Origin of the sequence: Asanoa sp. NPDC049475, assembly GCF_040676915.1 — a bacterium.
In the GTDB taxonomy this organism is placed as follows: Bacteria; Actinomycetota; Actinomycetes; order Mycobacteriales; family Micromonosporaceae; genus Asanoa.
Map to the genome: position 1 here is coordinate 400,454 of NZ_JBFAPY010000007.1, position 15,864 is coordinate 416,317.

14 protein-coding genes are annotated in these 15,864 nt (G+C 70.2%); 8 read left to right on the plus strand and 6 right to left on the minus strand.

The window, feature by feature from the left end:
• Nucleotides 1–72: 72 nt before the first annotated feature.
• Genes AB0J88_RS29210 through AB0J88_RS29225 form a run of 4 tightly spaced genes read right to left on the minus strand, consistent with a single transcriptional unit; the run spans nucleotide 73 to nucleotide 4,207 of the window.
• Nucleotides 73–999 carry a MerR family transcriptional regulator gene (locus tag AB0J88_RS29210; protein ID WP_364349970.1) on the minus strand — a complete coding sequence of 309 codons (927 nt, stop codon included), beginning with the start codon at nucleotides 997–999 and terminating at the stop codon, nucleotides 73–75.
• The gene (gene idi, locus AB0J88_RS29215) at nucleotides 989–1,597 is read right to left on the minus strand and encodes an isopentenyl-diphosphate Delta-isomerase (protein ID WP_364349967.1); all 609 of its coding nucleotides are present in this window, start codon (nucleotides 1,595–1,597) and stop codon (nucleotides 989–991) included. The genes AB0J88_RS29210 and idi overlap by 11 nt, the downstream gene beginning before the upstream one ends.
• On the minus strand, nucleotides 1,594–3,072 hold the full coding sequence (gene crtI / locus AB0J88_RS29220) for a phytoene desaturase family protein (RefSeq protein ID WP_364349964.1): 1,479 nt from the start codon (nucleotides 3,070–3,072) through the stop codon (nucleotides 1,594–1,596). Before crtI ends, idi begins: the two co-directional genes overlap by 4 nt.
• Nucleotides 3,073–3,094: 22 nt before the next feature.
• A complete protein-coding gene (locus AB0J88_RS29225; protein WP_364349961.1) occupies nucleotides 3,095–4,207 on the minus strand; it encodes a polyprenyl synthetase family protein in 1,113 nt (370 codons plus the stop codon).
• Between the two features lie 69 nt (nucleotides 4,208–4,276).
• Between AB0J88_RS29225 and AB0J88_RS29230 the strand changes: the two genes are divergently transcribed.
• Both AB0J88_RS29230 and AB0J88_RS29235 read left to right on the plus strand, forming a co-directional pair.
• On the plus strand, nucleotides 4,277–5,218 hold the full coding sequence (locus AB0J88_RS29230; RefSeq protein WP_364349958.1) for a phytoene/squalene synthase family protein: 942 nt from the start codon (nucleotides 4,277–4,279) through the stop codon (nucleotides 5,216–5,218).
• A complete protein-coding gene (locus tag AB0J88_RS29235; protein WP_364349955.1) occupies nucleotides 5,218–6,417 on the plus strand; it encodes a deoxyribodipyrimidine photo-lyase in 1,200 nt (399 codons plus the stop codon). The genes AB0J88_RS29230 and AB0J88_RS29235 overlap by 1 nt, the downstream gene beginning before the upstream one ends.
• Here AB0J88_RS29235 and AB0J88_RS29240 read toward each other — a convergent pair.
• Entirely contained in the window at nucleotides 6,408–7,502 is a 1,095-nt protein-coding gene (locus AB0J88_RS29240; protein WP_364349952.1) for a serine hydrolase domain-containing protein, read from the minus strand. The two genes, AB0J88_RS29235 and AB0J88_RS29240, sit on opposite strands and share 10 nt — an antisense overlap.
• A gap of 21 nt (nucleotides 7,503–7,523) precedes the next feature.
• Here AB0J88_RS29240 and AB0J88_RS29245 point away from each other — a divergent pair, with 21 nt between their 5' ends.
• A complete protein-coding gene (locus AB0J88_RS29245; RefSeq protein WP_364349949.1) occupies nucleotides 7,524–8,894 on the plus strand; it encodes an NAD(P)/FAD-dependent oxidoreductase in 1,371 nt (456 codons plus the stop codon).
• On the opposite strand, the gene AB0J88_RS29250 is transcribed toward AB0J88_RS29245, so the two are convergent.
• Nucleotides 8,887–9,438: a Uma2 family endonuclease gene (locus AB0J88_RS29250; RefSeq protein ID WP_364349946.1), complete on the minus strand. Its 552-nt coding sequence runs from the start codon at nucleotides 9,436–9,438 to the stop codon at nucleotides 8,887–8,889. The two genes, AB0J88_RS29245 and AB0J88_RS29250, sit on opposite strands and share 8 nt — an antisense overlap.
• 136 nt (nucleotides 9,439–9,574) lie before the next feature.
• On the opposite strand from AB0J88_RS29250, the gene AB0J88_RS29255 reads away from it, so the two are divergent.
• From AB0J88_RS29255 to AB0J88_RS29275, 5 genes are all read left to right on the plus strand, one after another.
• Complete coding sequence (locus AB0J88_RS29255; RefSeq protein WP_364349943.1) at nucleotides 9,575–10,582, plus strand: LacI family DNA-binding transcriptional regulator; 1,008 nt, start codon at nucleotides 9,575–9,577, stop codon at nucleotides 10,580–10,582.
• Between the two features lie 209 nt (nucleotides 10,583–10,791).
• Entirely contained in the window at nucleotides 10,792–12,159 is a 1,368-nt protein-coding gene (locus AB0J88_RS29260) for an extracellular solute-binding protein (protein WP_364349940.1), read from the plus strand.
• A 73-nt stretch (nucleotides 12,160–12,232) separates the two neighbouring features.
• On the plus strand, nucleotides 12,233–13,144 hold the full coding sequence (locus AB0J88_RS29265) for a sugar ABC transporter permease (RefSeq protein ID WP_364349937.1): 912 nt from the start codon (nucleotides 12,233–12,235) through the stop codon (nucleotides 13,142–13,144).
• A gap of 10 nt (nucleotides 13,145–13,154) precedes the next feature.
• A complete protein-coding gene (locus tag AB0J88_RS29270; protein ID WP_364349934.1) occupies nucleotides 13,155–14,123 on the plus strand; it encodes a carbohydrate ABC transporter permease in 969 nt (322 codons plus the stop codon).
• Nucleotides 14,124–14,213: 90 nt separating this feature from the next.
• Complete coding sequence (locus AB0J88_RS29275; RefSeq protein WP_364350977.1) at nucleotides 14,214–15,830, plus strand: alpha-amylase family glycosyl hydrolase; 1,617 nt, start codon at nucleotides 14,214–14,216, stop codon at nucleotides 15,828–15,830.
• The last annotated feature ends 34 nt before the right edge of the window (nucleotides 15,831–15,864 follow it).

Sequence of the window (15,864 nt, forward strand, 5' to 3'; positions counted from 1 at the left end):
GCACCGGCGGCGGCCGGCGGGGACCGCACACACGCTAGCGGAACCACGCCCGGTATTTCGACTACCTCATCCTCAATCGCGTCGATCTCCCGGGCGACCGCTCCACGATTGGGTGAGGCGCAGGGCGTCACCCAGGCTCTTCGGTGCGACCACACCTGGCGGCAACGAGCCGGAGGACCAGCCCGGGCCGGCGGCGAGAATCAACACCGGTCGTCGGGCCGCCTCCTGCAAGGCAACGAGCTGGGCCACGTGCGCCGTTTCCGGGGTGTGGGACCACAACATGACCACATCAGGGCCGGTACGTTCGACCGTGTCGCTCAGCGCCGTAGGAGGCACCCGTGCGCCCAGCAGTCGACTCGACACCCCGTCGGCGGCGAGCGCGGCGGCCAGCGCCTCCAACGGCAGGCTGTGCTGCTCCTCGTCGGTGCACGCCAGCAGGATCCGCGGTGGTTCGCCGCCGCGCGGCCGGGGCACGGAGGCGAACACCTCGGTGGCCGTGCGGGAGAACAGGTGCTCGACCTCGATGAGCCGTTTGGTGGCCATGTGCCGCTCGCCGATGCCGGCCAGCACCGGGCGCAGCACCAGGTCCCAGGTGGACACCACGCCGTGTTCGGTGACCGACCGCGCCATGATCTCGCGCATCGCGCCCACGTCGAGCCGGATCGCGGCCCGGGCCAGACCGCGGGCGGTCGGCCCGGCGCGACCGACCGGGATGGCGAAGCCGCCACCGGCGCGAACCGGCGCCGGCGCGGATTCGGACGGTGGCACGTCCGGCGCGTAACGCGCCCAGCGAGCCGCCTCGGCCGGCGCGATGCCCTCGGCGGTGAGCCGGCGCATCACCTCCAACCGGGACAGGTCCTCGGCCGTGTAGCGCCGGTGGTGGCCGGGCACGTGCCGGCTCGGCCCCAGCCCGTAGCGCTGGTGCCAGGTGCGCAAGGTGGTGACGGCGACACCGAGGCGACGCGCGACGGCCCCGGCGCTCAGCGCCTCATCGGCCACCTGACCGCTCCGCCGTGTCGCTGTCGGCATCGGCCGCACCCGCGGCCGCGCCGACCGAGCCGGAGACCGCGGCCACCTGGTTGACGACCCCCGCGAGCCACGGCGAGTAGAGCGTCGGCTCCGCGCGGATCGCCCGCGGCAGCACGCCGGGGTCGACCCAGGCCAGCTCCGCGACCTCGTCGGGATCTGGCAGCAAAGGCTCGTCGCCGGTCACCCGGCCGAGCAGCACGTGGTCGTACTCCCATTCCACCCGGCCGGTCGCCGGGTCCTCGGCGTAGTAGACGTAGACGCCCAGCTCGGTTAGCGCCACGGGCGCCGCGCCGAGCTCCTCCTTGAGCCGCCGGTTGGCGGATACGGCGAGCTCCTCGCCGGGTGCCGGGTGGCCGCAGCAGGTGTTGGCCCACCGCAGGGGGAAGCGCGTCTTCACCGCCGCCCGGCGTTGCAGCAGCATCCGTCCGGTGGGATCCATCAGCACCACCGAGAACGCCCGGTGCAGCCGCGCGGGCCGTTGGTGCGCGACCTCGACTGTCTCACTGCCGATCGGCAGGCCGTCGTCGTCGACGAGCTCGACGAGGTGTCGTTCGCGAGAGTCGGTCATGTCAGTCCTCCGACGATCCGGGAAGCGGCGAGCTTGCCGGAGATGAGCACCATGGGCACGCCGACGCCGGGTTGGGTCCCGGAGCCGACGAAGACCACATTGGACAGCGAGCGGTGCAGGTTGCTCGGGCGGAACGGCCCGGTCTGGAACAGGCTGTGCGCGGCGGCGAACGGCGTGCCCGCCGCCATGCCGGCGGCGGCCCAGTCGGCGGGCGTGACTACGTGGGAGACCTCGACTCCGGCGGTGAAGCCGCGGTAGCCCCGCTGTTCCAGGGTAGTCATCAGCTCGTCCGCGTAGCGCCGGCCGAGCGGGCCACGCCAGTCGAGCGGCCCGCGGTCGAGGTTGGGCACTGGCGCGAGGACGTAGTAGCTGTGCTTGCCCGCCGGTGCCACCGAGGGCTCGGTCCGGCTCGGGTTGGTGACCAGCAGGGACGGGTCGGACATCAGCTCGCCGCGGTCGATGATCTCGGTGAACGTACGCCGCCAGGCCCGCCCGAAGTGGATGTTGTGGTGCGCGATCCGCTCGTACCCCTGGCTGGACCCGATGTGCAGGACCACCGCGGAGGGCGAGTAGCGCATCGGGCGCCGGGACTCACCGAGCAGCGCGCTGGCGGCGACCGGCAGATCGGGGTTGAGCACCACGACATCGGCCGGGATCCGCTCGCCGGTGGCCGTCTGCACCGCGATCGCACGGCCGCCGGCCGTCTCGACGCGGGTCACCTCGCAGCCGTAGCGGATCTGCACGCCGTGCTTCTCGGCGGCGCCGGCCAGCGCGCGCGGCACGGCATGGATGCCGCCACGTGGGTAGAACACCCCGGCCACCGAGTCCAGGTACGCGATCACCGCGTAGATGGCCAGCGCGTCGTGCGGCGCGAGCCCGGCGTACATCGCCTGGAACGAGAAGATCCGTCGGGTACGCGGGTCGCGGAAGAACTGGTCGACCTTGGTCTGCAGGCGACGGAACGCGCCGGTGGCGAACAGCCGCAGCAGGTTGCCGGTCAGCAGGTCGGTCGGTGCGTCGAAGTTGCGGGCGATGAAGTCGTCGCGCTCGAGCTTCCAGAGCCGCTGTGCGAAGTCGACGAACCGCAGGTAGCCGTCGGCCTCCCGAGGGCCGCACACGCGGGAGATCTCGCCCGCCATCCGCACGGTGTCGGTGATGACGTCGAGCGTCGAGCCGTCGGGATAGTGCGCCCGGTATGCGGGGTCGAGCGGAAGCAGGTCGAGCCAGTCGCCGAGCTCCTCGCCGACCGCCGCCAGCGCCTCGGCGATCAGGTCGGGCATGGTCAGCACGGTCGGCCCCGTGTCGAACTCGTAGCCGTCGAGGCTGAGCCGGCCGGCCCGGCCGCCCGGGACCGCCTCGCGCTCGAGGATCGTGACCTGCCGGCCCGCGCCGGCCAGGTGCAGGGCCGCGGCGAGCCCGCCGAGGCCGGCGCCGACCACGACCACGCGATCGGTGGGTCCGGTCACGGTTCGCACGCGTACCTCCTGAAGTTGACGGTCACGACTGTCGGTGCGTGGCCATCACCGCGAGGTCACGCAAGGCGGCCTGGGTGACGCTGTCGATCGGCGCGTCGTCGAGCGCGGCGAGCGCCAGGTCGACCCGATTGTTGATCATCGCTTCGACGGTGGCCACCGCGCCAGTATCCGTGACGATCTCCGCGATATCGCTGAGGTCGGTAGCGTCGGTGCGGGTGAGGTGGACGGCCTGGGCCGGGGTGGCCAGCCGCCGGGCCAGCAGCAGCAACGCGGTCGGCTTGCCGGTGCGCAGGTCGTCGCCGGCCGGCTTGCCGGTCACCGCCGGGTCGCCGAACACCCCGAGCAGGTCGTCGCAGAGCTGGAACGCTTCGCCGACGGCGGCGCCGTAGCGCTGGTAGGTCTCGCTGACGGCGTCGCCGTGGCCGGTCAGGGCCGCGCCGTAGAGCAACGGGCGGGTGACCGTGTAACCGGCGGTCTTGAGCCGGGCGACGCGCAGCGCCCGCTCCACCGACCACCGGTCGGGCTCGGCATCGCCGAGCACGTCGAGGTATTGGCCCGCGATGGCTTCGACCCGCATCTCGTCGTAGCAGCGCCGCGCCGCGAGCAGGGCGGCTGCCGGCACTTCGGCCTGGGCCAGCAGCCGGTCGGCCCAGACCAGACAGAGGTCGCCGACCAGCACCGCGCCGGCGGCGCCGAACTGGTCCGCGGCGCCGCGCCGGCCGGCCCGCACGTGCTGCGCCGCGAGCGCCTGGTGGGCCGTGGGCCGGCCGCGCCGGGTGGCGGAACCGTCCATCACGTCGTCGTGGACCAGTGCGAACGCGTGCAGAAGCTCGAGGGCGGCGAAGGCGGGGAGCACCGGCTCGACGGCGGCCGTCGCACCGGCGACCCCGCGCCAGCCCCAGTGTGCGAACGTCGGCCGCAACCGCTTGCCGCCGGCAAGCACGCTGTCGCGGGCCACTGCGGCGAACGGGCGCAGGGCGGTGTCGGTGGACTCGAGAACGGCGGATTCGTGTCGGACGAAATCAGCGAGGGCGGTGTCGATGGCGGCCCGGAGCCACCCGTCTCCCGGCGGTGTGGACCGCTGCGGGGGAGGGCACCGATCGCGGAGGTCCGCCGCGAGCGTGTCGTTGGCCACGCGGCCGAGCATACCCTAGACTTACGAGTTGCGTCGATTTCTGAGTCGATTTCTCGTCGGGGAGGCGTGATGGACCACCTGCTCGCGGCGTCCTATGAACGCTGCCGTGACCTGCACAAACAACACGGCCGCACGTACTATCTCGCGACTCGGCTGTTGCCCGCGTGGAAACGACGACATGTGCACGCGTTGTATGGATTCACCCGCTACGCCGACGAGATCGTCGACCGCACAGACGACCTCGCGCCGGAGGACCGCGCCGCCGAGCTCGCCAAGTGGTCCGAGCGGTTCGTCGCCGGCCTGCACGGCGCGCCGGTCGACGACCCCCTGCTGCCCGCGGTGCTGCACACGATCGCCGTCTTCGACCTCGACCGCGACGACTTCGCCAGCTTCCTGCGCAGCATGGCGATGGACCTGACGGTCACCTCGTACGCCACCTACGAAGACCTGCTCGACTACATGGAGGGGTCGGCGGCGGTGATCGGCACGATGATGCTGCCGATCCTGGGCAGCTCCGACCCCGGCGGCGCGCGCGGGCCGGCCCGCCAGCTCGGCCTCGCCTTCCAGCTCACCAACTTCATCCGGGACGTCGGCGAGGACCTCTACCGGGGCCGGACCTACCTGCCCGACGAGGACCTCGACAAGTTCGCAGTCACCCGGGCCGACCTCGCCGGCGCGGTAACCCGGCGCGCGGCGACGACACCGATCAAGAACCTCATCGCGTACGAGGTGGAACGCGCCCGCCTGCACTACGCCGCGGCCGCGCCCGGCGTGGGGATGCTCGCGCCCGGGTCGCGTTCCTGCATCCGGGCCGCCTACACCCTCTACGGCGGGATCCTCGACGAGGTGGTCGCCGCCGACTACGACGTCTTCGTGCGGCGCGCGACGGTGCCCAACCGCCGGCGAGCGGCGGTGGCCGCCCGCGCGCTGCTGGCCGGCGCCAACAGCCCGATCGTCGTGCCGCCGAGCAACCTGCCCATGGTGTCCGGCGCGCCGGTCGAGGCCGCCTGATGCGCACGGCCGTCGTGCTGTTCACCCGGGACCTGCGGATCCACGACAACCCGGCCCTGGCCACCGCCTGCGCGAACGCGGAGCGGGTCGTGCCGCTGTTCGTGTTCGACCCGGTGCTGGGCGGCCGCTCGCCCAACCGGGACCGGTTCCTGCACCAGAGCGTCGCGGACCTGCGCGCGCTCCTGCGCGACCGGGACAGCGACCTGGTCGTGCGCCAGGGCGACCCGGTCGCCGAGGCGGTCCGGCTGGCCGGCGAGGTCGGCGCCGAGGGCATCGCCGCCGCGGCCGACGTGAGCACGTACGCCCGCCGGCGCGAGCGGCGGCTGAGCGCCGAGGGTGAGCGGCAAGGGTTGTCCGTGCGGTTCTTCCCCGGACTGACCATCGTGGACCCGGGCACGCTCAAGCCGGGTGGCGGTGACCACTACCGCGTGTTCTCGCCATATCACCGGGCGTGGACCGCCGCCAAGTGGCGCGAGCCGGTGGCGGTGCCGAAGAAGGTGCCGCTGCCGTCCGGTGTCACGGTGGGTCGGCTGCCCGCCGAGCCGGTCGGCGAGTCGCCCGATGCCGCGCGGGGCGGCGAGACCGTTGCCCGGCAGCGCCTGCGCGGTTGGATCGGCGAGGTCGAGCACTACGACGACGGGCACAACGACCTGGCCGGCGACCGCACCTCACGGCTCAGCCCGTACCTCCGCTTCGGTTGCCTGTCGCCGTTGGAGGTCGCGCACGCCGCGCTGGGCCGACCGGGCCACGACCCGTTCGTCCGTCAACTCTGCTGGCGCGACTTCTACTACCAGGTCGCGTACGCGTTCCCGGAGATCGGTCGCAAGGCCTACCGGCGCGGGGCGACCGAGGGCTGGAAGGACGACGACGGCGACGGTTTCCGGCGCTGGGCCGAGGGCCGCACCGGTGTGCCCATTGTGGATGCCGGCATGCACCAACTCCGCCGGGAGGGCTGGATGCACAACCGTGCCCGCCTGGTCACCGCGTCCTACCTGACCAAGGATCTCGGCATCGACTGGCGGCAGGGCCAGAACGAGTTCTACCGCTGGCTGCTCGACGGCGACCTGCCCAACAACTCCGGCAACTGGCAGTGGGTCGCGGGCACCGGCAACGACACCCGGCCGTACCGGAGGTTCAACCCGGAGCGGCAACGCGAGCGGTACGACCCGAGCGGGTCCTACGTGGAGCGTTATGCCTGAAGGACGGCCATGACCGCGCTGTCCAGCTCGTCCATCCGGTCGAAGTCGGCCAGGTGCCGGGTGACGAAGCCGATCGCGAGGCCCGCGCTGGGCAGGGCATAACCGCAACTGCCGCCGATGCCACCCATGCCGAAGCTGCCGTCGTCCTCGATCTGGAAGCCGAGCGACCACTTCACCGGGCGGTCCAGCAGCAGGTCCGGCCCGTCGTGCTGCACCCGGATCATCTCCGCCACGGCGTCGGTGCTCAGGATCCGCCTGCCGTCGAGCACGCCGCCGGCCAGGATGCCCTGGTAGAAGCGGGCGACCGCGGGCGCGGTGGCGTGCATGTTGACGGCCGGCACCTCGGTCTCGCGCCACAGTGGACCGTTGAGCACCGCGAGGTCCCGGCAACCGTCCGGGTTGGCCAGCCCGCGATGGCGCAAGCTGCCCGGCTCGCCGACCGAGGTTTTCGGCCAGGCCGGGTCGCCGAAGGTCAGGTCGGCGACGTCGGCCAGGCCGCCCGCGCCGAAGGCCAGGTCGAGCCGCCACGGCCCGGCGACCTCGTCGCTCAGGAACCGGCCGATCGGCCGGCCGTCAACGCGGCGCACGATCTCGCCGACCAGATGGCCATAGGTCAGCGCGTGCTCCGCCGCCGTGCTGCCGGGCATCCACATCGGAGGCGTGGCGGCCAGGTCGGCGGCCAGGGTGGCCCAGTCGGCCCAGGCGTCGGCCGGCCGTGGGGTGAGGAAGGCCGGGCGGCCGGCGGTATGGGCGAGCACGTGCCGGACCGTCGTGCCGTCGGCGGGGAACTCCGGCCAGTGCCGGTGCACCGGGTCGTCGAGCCCGACCCGCCCGCGGTCGACGAGGATCATCAGGCAGGCGGCGGCGAAGGGCTTGCTCACCGAGTAGACGGCGACGCGCGTGTCCGGTGTCCACGGGCGCTGGCGGGCGTCGTCGCGCCAGCCGCCGACCAGGTCGACGGCGAGCCGGCCGTCGTGCACGACGACGATGCCCGCGCCGGTGTCCCGGCCGCCTGAGAAGAAGCTCTCGAAGAGCTGGCGGACCGGTGTGAAATCCGCGTCGGTGTGGCCGGTCACCTGCGACATGGCCGCCACTCTAGGGCTTTAATGGGATGCGTGGCACAGCGTGTGGACGTCGTCGTGGTGGGTCTGGGTGTCGGTGGCGAGGAGGTCGCCGGCAAGCTCGCGGAGGCCGGGCTCACGGTCGTCGGCATCGAGAGCAACCTGGTCGGCGGTGAATGCCCGTACTGGGGTTGCGTGCCGAGCAAGATGATGATCCGGGGTGGCAACGCGCTGGCCGAGGCGCGGCGGGTCGCCAAGCTGGCCGGCTCGGCGACGGTGCACCCTGACTGGACGCCGATCGCCAAGCGGATCCGCGAGGAGGCGACCGACGACTGGGACGACACGGTCGCCGTCGACCGGTTCGTCGGCAAGGGCGGCCGGTTCGTCCGTGGCTATGCGGCGCTGACCGGCCCGCGCACGGTGGCGGTCGCCGACCAGGAGTTCGAGGCGACGAGGGGCATCGTGGTGGCCACCGGTGCGGCGCCGGTGGCGCCCCCGATCGAGGGCCTGGCCGGCACGCCGTACTGGACCAACCGCGAGGCGATCGAGGTCGAGCAGTTGCCCGTGTCGCTGGTCGTGCTCGGCGGCGGGGCGATCGGCGTGGAACTGGCCCAGGTCTTCGCGCGGTTCGGTGTGCGGGTGACCGTGGTCGAGGCGGCTGACCACCTGTTGCCGTTCGACGAGCCGGAGGCCGCGAACCTCGTGCGGGCCGCCCTCGAAGCCGACGGCGTGACCGTGCGGACCGGCATGCACGCCACCCGCGTGCTCCACACCGAGGCCGACGGATTCGCGGTCGAGATCGGCGACGGCGCGGGCACGGTGACCGGCGACCGCCTGCTGGTGGCCACGGGCCGGCGCGGCCGGCTGGCCGACATCGGTCTGGAGACGGTCGGTCTCGACGCCTCGGCACCTTTGATCCAGACCGACGAACGGATGCGCGCGGCCGACGGCATCTGGGCGGTCGGCGATGTGGCCGGGCACGGGGCGTTCACCCACATGGCGATGTACGAGGCCGGCATCGCGATCCGCGACATCCTCGGCCAGGACGGCCCGCCGGCGGACTATCGCGCTGTCCCGCGGGTCACCTTCACCGACCCGGAGGTGGGCTCGGTCGGTCTGACCGAAGCCGAGGCTCGCGACCGCGGCTTGAGCATCCAAGTAGGACTGACGGACCTCACCACGTCGTCCCGAGGCTGGATCCACAAGGAGGGCAACGCGGGCCTGATCAAGTTGATCGCCGACGGCGACCTCTTGGTGGGCGCGACGTCAGTAGGCCCGATGGGCGGCGAGGTCCTCAGCATGCTGACGCTCGCAGTGCACGCCCGCGTGCCCCTGCCCCAACTCCGCAGCATGATCTACGCCTATCCCACGTTCCACCGCGCAGTTGAAGACGCCCTCCGCAACCTGGCTAGCTGAAGAGGTCGGCTGGGTCGACCGCGAGCGGGAACGGCTTCTCGGCCTGCCACCGCGAGCCCGGATGGACCTTCGCGGCGAGTTGATACTCGCTCCGCTCGTCGAGCTGGAACACGGACAGCGACTCGTCGCGACGGTCGACAATCCAATATTCAGGGATGTTGAACTGCGCATAGGCCTTGCGCTTGATGAATAGATCGTTGCTCGGGTTTGACGGCGACACGACCTCGATCGCGAGTAGCACGTCGGCTGGCCTGACGCCGCGTTCGCGGCTCTTGAGGACCTCGTCGCGCACGACCATGAGATCCGGGATGTAGAAGTTGCGCGCGTTCGCGAAGACGCCGGCGCCCTCGATCAACTTGAAGTGACGAGGTGCTTGGGCGTGGAGGAGGTCGCGCAGCCATACCGTCGAGGCGATGTGCGGCATCGCCGCTGGCGGACTCACCAGGAGGCTCCCGTCGAAAATTTCGTACCGGTAGCCGTCGTCGGGAAGATCGTCGAGGTCGTCGACTGTCCATGCCTCGGTTGGCACCGCGCGAGGGGTCATCACTGTCACGCCTCCTTTCTAGGCCATCAGCGTTGCATTTGCGTTTGATCCATTACAACCTGTGGATAACCCGGGCCTGTCGGGGTCGGGCAAACGGCTGTCATGTTTTTGCAAAACCATGACGTATCCTTGCGCCGTGACCAGACGACTGACCGAGGTCGCGCGCAAGGCCGGCGTCAGCGAAGCGACCGTGAGCCGCGTGCTCAACGGCCGCGACGGCGTCTCCGAGTCGACGCGCACCGCGGTGCTCACCGCCCTCGACGTGCTCGGCTACGAGCGCCCGACGAAACTGCGTGGCGAGCGCGCCAGGCTCGTAGGCCTCGTGCTGCCCGAGCTCCAGAACCCCATCTTCCCCGCCCTCGCCGAGGTGGTGACCGGCTCGCTGGCCCAGCGCGGCCTGACGCCGGCCCTCTGTGCCCGCACCATCGGCGGCATCTCGGAACCCGACTACGTCGACATGCTCCTCGACCACCAGGTCTCGGGCGTGATCTTCGCCGGCGGTTCCTACGCGCTGGCCGACGCGAAACACGACCACTACCGCCAGCTGACTGACCGCGGCCTGCCCGTCGTCCTGGTCAACGCCGGCGTCGAGGAGCTGCCCTTCCCCCGGGTCTCCACCGACGACGCGGTCGCCGTCGAGCAGGCCTTCGGCCACCTGCGCTCGCTGGGCCACGAGAACATCGGCCTGGTGCTCGGCCCGGAGGACCACGTCCCCTCCCGGCGCAAGCTCGCCGCCATGGTCGACGCCGCCGGTTGGGGCCAGGAGGAGCAGAACACCTGGGTCGGCCGCACCAGCTTCTCCATGGAGAGCGCACGGGTCGCCGCCACCAAGCTGATCGACAAGGGCGCCACCGGGCTGATCTGCGCGAGCGACGTGATCGCCCTCGGCACCATCCGGGCCGTCAGGAGGCTCGGCAAGCAGGTGCCCGACGACATCTCGGTGATCGGCTTCGATGACTCGGGCCTGATGACCTGCACCGACCCGCCGCTCACGACGATCCGCCAGCCCATCGAGATGATGGGCCAGGCGGCCGTCGACATCCTCGTCAACCAGATCGAGGGCGCCGGCGTCAACACCGACGAGCTTCTTTTCGAGCCGGAGTTGGTGGTGCGCGGGTCGACAGGACCGGCCGGCTCGCGCTGACCTGCGTCGATGGGGCGGACCTGCGCGGTCCGCCCCATTTCATGCCCGAGTTGGGAGCGCTCCCATTAGAAGTCTTGTTTTTTCTGAGACCAGTCGGCTTCTTGCGAGGCGTAGTTCGGCTTTGTATCGTCATCGCCACGAAACATGCACGTACGAGAGCCACATCACACCCGAGACTCCTCGCTCCACCCAGGAAGGGCGTTCACCTCATGAACAGATCCAGGTTGCGTAGCGCCGTCGGGCTGCTGCTGGTCGCCGGGGTCGCGCTGTCGGCGGCCGCGTGCGGCTCGGACGACGGCGGCGAAGCCCCGGCATCTGACCCCAATGCGAAAGTCACGCTGGTCATCAACGGCCTGCCGCCGGACACCGAGGCGGTCAACCGCAAGCACTTCCTCGACAACGTCGCCGAGTTCGAGAAGCTCAACCCGAACATCGACGTCGATGCCAAAGAAGGCAAGATGGACCCGCAGACCTTCCAGTCGAAGCTCGCGGGTGGTCAGCTCGAAGACGTCTTCTACGTCTACTTCACCGACCCGGCCAGCCTGATCGCCAAGCGCCAGGTCGCCGACATCAGCAAGTACCTCGACGAGTTCCCGCCGACCAAGGAGCTCCGTCCGGATCTCATGAAGATCTTCTCGGACGACGGCGGCAAGGTGTACGGCCTGCCGGCCAAGAACTACTCCCTCGGCCTGCTCTACAACCGGGAGCTGTTCACCCAGGCCAAGCTCGACCCGAACACCCCGCCGAAGACCTGGGAAGAGGTGCGCACCGCCGCCAAGGCGATCGCGGGTCTGGGCAAGGACTACGTCGGCTACGGCGACTACAGCAAGAACAACACCGGTGGTTGGCACTTCACTGCGGAGATGTACTCGCTGGGTGGCGACATCGCCGTCAACAACGGTGGCACCTGGAAGGCCGCCTTCAACGACGACAAGGGCAAGCAGGTCCTCCAGCAGCTCAAGGACATGCGCTGGACCGACAACAGCATGGGCCAGCGCCAGCTCCTCGAGTGGGCCGACCTGCTCCAGCTGATGGGCTCCGGCAAGCTCGGCATGTACGTCGCCGCCCCGGACAACATCGAGACGATCGTCAACCAGTTCAAGGGCGACTTCAACAAGTACGGCCTCGGCCCGATCCCGAACGGCACGGCGACCCTGGCCGGCGGTGAGGGCTACATGTTCAACGCCAAGGCCACGCCCGAGAAGATCCGCGCCGGCCTGAAGTGGCTGACCTACTGGTGGAACAACCCGGACCGGATCGAGGCCGAGTACCAGTGGGCCGCCGAGCAGAAGACCCCGGTCGGTCTGCCCGAGCCCGCGCTGTGGACCGGTGACGCCAAGGCCAAGCAGCAGGCGGCCATCGACAAGCTGAAGAACCTGCCGGTCGAGAACTACAAGCCGTTCGCCGACGCGACCGCCAACATCCCGCTCAAGGTCGAGCCGCCGAACGCGCAGCAGATCTACGCGGTGCTCGACGTGCCGATGCAGAAGGTCCTGACGGACAAGAACGCCGACATCGCCAAGCTGCTGTCGGACGCCGAGACCCAGGTCAACAGCATCCTCGCCAGCGTCAAGTAACCATCGCGTCCGCCGCCGGGCCGGCAACGGCCCGGCGGCGGAAGGCCCGACTCATTGAAAGAGGACGCTGGAGATGGCGGTCGCCACCGCCGGTCGGCCGACTGCGTTCCGCAGCCGCCTGAGCCGGAAGATCCAGGACAACCTCATGGCGTACGCCTTCATGGCCGGAGGCATCGCCTGTTTCGCGCTCTTCTCGTGGTACCCGCTGGTGCGCGGCGTCATCCTCAGCTTCCAGCAGATCAACTTCGTCACCGACCCGTACTGGGTCGGCACCGACAACTTCACCGCGATCTTCGACGACCCGCTGTTCGTCACGGCGTGGAAGAACACCCTCGTCTTCACCGGCATCGCACTGGTCTTCGGCTTCGCCGTACCCCTGGTGCTGTCGATCCTGATCAACGAGATGCGGCACCTGAAGGGCTTTTTCCGGGTCGCCGTCTACCTGCCGGTGATGCTCCCGCCGATCGTCGGCGTGCTGCTCTTCCGCTACTTCTACGACCCCGGGTTCGGCCTGTTCAACACGGTGCTGCGCGGGGTCGGCCTGCCGGAGTCGCAGTGGACCCAGTCGTCGTCCACCGCGATGATCTCGCTGGTCCTGGTCTCCACCTGGGCCAACCTGGGCGGCGCCACGCTGATGTACCTGGCCGCGCTCCAGAGCATCCCGGGCGAGCTCTACGAAGCCGCCGAGCTCGACGGGGCCAGCTCCTGGAGCCGGCTGCGCCACGTGACGCTGCCCCAGCTCCGGTTCATCATGCTGGTCCTGCTGCTTCTCCAGATCATCGCGACGATGCAGGTCTTCATCGAGCCGTACCAGCTGACCGGCACCTCGAACCCCGACACCGTGACGGTGATGGTGCTGATCTACCGGTACGCGTTCACCGTCAACCAGGACTTCGGCATGGCGGCCGCGATGAGCGTGCTGCTGTTCGTCGTGCTGGCCATCTTCTCCGCGATCTACCTGCGGGTCACCCGGGACCGGGACTAAAGGGGGAGCAATGAGCATCACGACACCGATCCGGCCCCTGCCCGCCACCCCGCCGGTCGCGCCACCGCCCCGGCGGCGCCGCGGCGTCGCCCGCGGTGACGGCCCCCGCACCCTCTTCTCCGAGACCGAGATCGGCCGGGGCAAGGGCCGCGTCCTCTACTGGGTCGTGCTGGCCCTGGTCTTCCTGCTCTTCCTGACCGTGTTCATCTTCCCGCTCTACTGGATGTTCAGCAGCGCGGTGAAGACTCCGGAGGAGTACGCGCAACCGGACCCGACGTTCTTCCCGCAGTCCTTCGTCCCGGAGACCTACCAGCTCGCCTGGGACCGGATGCGGATCGCCAAGTTCTTCGGGAACACCGCGCTGTACGCGTTCGGCGGCTGGCTGATCCAGCTCGTCTTCCAGGTCGCCGTCGCGTACGCGCTGTCGAAGTTGCGCCCGTTGTTCGGCAAGGTCGTCCTCGGCGCGATGCTGGCCAGCCTGATGCTGCCGGCCACCGCGCTGCTGATCCCGGCCTACCTGACCGTGACCGACGTGCCGATCTTCGGCTGGAACCTGCTCAACACCCCGTGGGCGCTGTGGCTGCCGGCGGTGGCCAACGCGTTCAACATCTACGTGCTCAAGCGCTTCTTCGACCAGATACCCAACGACCTGCTCGACTCCGCGGCGCTGGACGGCGCCGGCCGCTTCCGGGTGCTGTGGAGCATCGTTCTTCCGCTCTCCCGGCCCGTACTCGGAGTGGTGTCGATCTTCTCGATCGTGGCCATCTGGAAGGACTTCATCTGGCCGCTGCTGGTGTTGCAGGACCCGGAGACGCAGACGCTCAGCGTCGCGCTGAGCCGGCTCGCCTCGACCAGCCAGGTGCCGCCGACCCAGCTCATGGCCGGGTTGGCGATCGCCAGCGTCCCGATGATCGTGGTTTTCCTCATTTTCCAGCGCAGCATCATCGGCGGATTGGCGGCGGGGAGTATGAAGGGCTGACTTAACACCTGAGCAGCATCAACAGTGGCGGTCAGAGCAGACCGCGCGCCTGAACCACCCGAAAAGAAAGAAAGCAGGTATCCAGTGTCCATCGCAGAAAGCCAGCCGTGGTGGCGCGGGGCGGTGATCTACCAGATCTATCCCCGCAGCTTCGCCGACGGTAGTGGCGACGGCATCGGCGACATCGCCGGCATCCGGGCACACCTGGACCACCTCTCCGGGCTCGGGGTCGACGCGGTCTGGCTCAGCCCGTGGTTTCCGTCGCCGATGGCGGACGCCGGTTACGACGTGTCCGACTTCCGGGACATCGACCCGCTCTTCGGCACCCTCGAAGAGGCCGAGGCGATGATCGCGGAGGCGCACGAACGCGGCATCCGGGTCATCATCGACATCGTTCCCAACCACTGCTCGGACCAGCACCCCTGGTTCCAGGCGGCGCTGGCCGCCGGGCCGGGCTCACCGGAGCGCGAGCTGTTCTGGTTCCGCCCGGGTCGCGGCCCGAACGGTGACGAGATGCCCACCGACTGGCGCGGCGAGTTCAAGGGCACGACCTGGACCCGCACGACCAACCCGGACGGCACTCCGGGCGAGTGGTACCTGCACCTGTTCGCACCCGAGCAGCCCGACTTCAACTGGGACCATCCCAAGGTCCGCGCCGAGTTCGAGAGCATCCTGCGGTTCTGGTTCGACCGCGGTGTCGACGGCATCCGGATCGACTCCGCGGCGCTGCTGCTCAAGGACCCGACGCTGCCCGAGGTCGACGCGGCCGCCCGGCACCCGTTCCACGACCTCGACGCCGTGCACGACATCTACCGGAGCTGGCGGCGGATCGCCGACGAGTACCCGGACAAGCGCGCGCTGATCGGCGAGGTCTGGCTGCCCGACGCGCAGCGGTTCACCAACTACCTGCGACCCGACGAGCTGCACGCGGCGTTCAACTTCGACTTCTTGACCTGCGCCTGGGATCCGGACCTGCTGCGGGCCTGCATCGACCGCACGATGGAGACACACGCTCTGGTCGGGGCGCCGGCCACCTGGGTGCTCGCCAACCACGACGTCACGCGTCCGGTCACCCGCTACGGCCGCGAGGACACCACCTTCGCGTTCGACACCAAGCGCGAGGGGACACCGACCGACCTGCAGCTCGGCTACCAGCGGGCACGCGCGGCCGCCCTGCTGGCCCTCGCATTGCCCGGCGGCGCCTACGTCTACCAGGGCGACGAGCTGGGCCTCTGGGAGGTCGAGGACATCCCGCCGGCGATGCGCACCGACCCGATGTACGAGCGTTCCGGCTTCGTCGACCCCGGCCGCGACGGCTGCCGCGTGCCGCTGCCCTGGTCCGGGGTCGAGTCGCCGTTCGGGTTCAGCCCGGCCGGCGCGACCGCGCCCTGGTTGCCGCAACCGGCCGACTGGAAGGACCGCACCGTCCAGGCCCAGACCGGCGACCCGCACTCGATGCTCGAGCTCTACCGCTCCGCGCTGCGGATCCGCCGGGGAGCGGCCGCCCTCGGTGACGGCGACATGCGCTGGCTGCCGTCCGCCGACGGGGTGCTGGCTTTCGCCCGCGACCCGCGCTTCGTCTGTGTCTCCAACCTCTCGCCGTCGGCCGTGGACCTCCCCGAGCACGAGGAGCTCTGGCTGGCCAGCGGCCCGCTCGACGGCGACCGGCTCCCGCCGGACACCACCGCCTGGCTCCGCACCGCATAAACCGACCGACCAGCTCCACGGCACGAGAAACGCA

Excerpts from the sequence above, each read along its gene's own strand:
- idi (WP_364349967.1), bottom strand. The coding sequence starts at position 1,597 with ATGACCGACTCTCGCGAACGACACCTCGTCGAGCTCGTCGACGACGAC.
- AB0J88_RS29230 (WP_364349958.1), top strand. The coding sequence starts at position 4,277 with ATGGACCACCTGCTCGCGGCGTCCTATGAACGCTGCCGTGACCTGCAC.
- AB0J88_RS29235 (WP_364349955.1), top strand. The coding sequence starts at position 5,218 with ATGCGCACGGCCGTCGTGCTGTTCACCCGGGACCTGCGGATCCACGAC.
- AB0J88_RS29240 (WP_364349952.1), bottom strand. The coding sequence starts at position 7,502 with ATGTCGCAGGTGACCGGCCACACCGACGCGGATTTCACACCGGTCCGC.
- AB0J88_RS29245 (WP_364349949.1), top strand. The coding sequence starts at position 7,524 with ATGGGATGCGTGGCACAGCGTGTGGACGTCGTCGTGGTGGGTCTGGGT.
- AB0J88_RS29250 (WP_364349946.1), bottom strand. The coding sequence starts at position 9,438 with ATGACCCCTCGCGCGGTGCCAACCGAGGCATGGACAGTCGACGACCTC.
- AB0J88_RS29260 (WP_364349940.1), top strand. The coding sequence starts at position 10,792 with ATGAACAGATCCAGGTTGCGTAGCGCCGTCGGGCTGCTGCTGGTCGCC.
- AB0J88_RS29265 (WP_364349937.1), top strand. The coding sequence starts at position 12,233 with ATGGCGGTCGCCACCGCCGGTCGGCCGACTGCGTTCCGCAGCCGCCTG.
- AB0J88_RS29270 (WP_364349934.1), top strand. The coding sequence starts at position 13,155 with ATGAGCATCACGACACCGATCCGGCCCCTGCCCGCCACCCCGCCGGTC.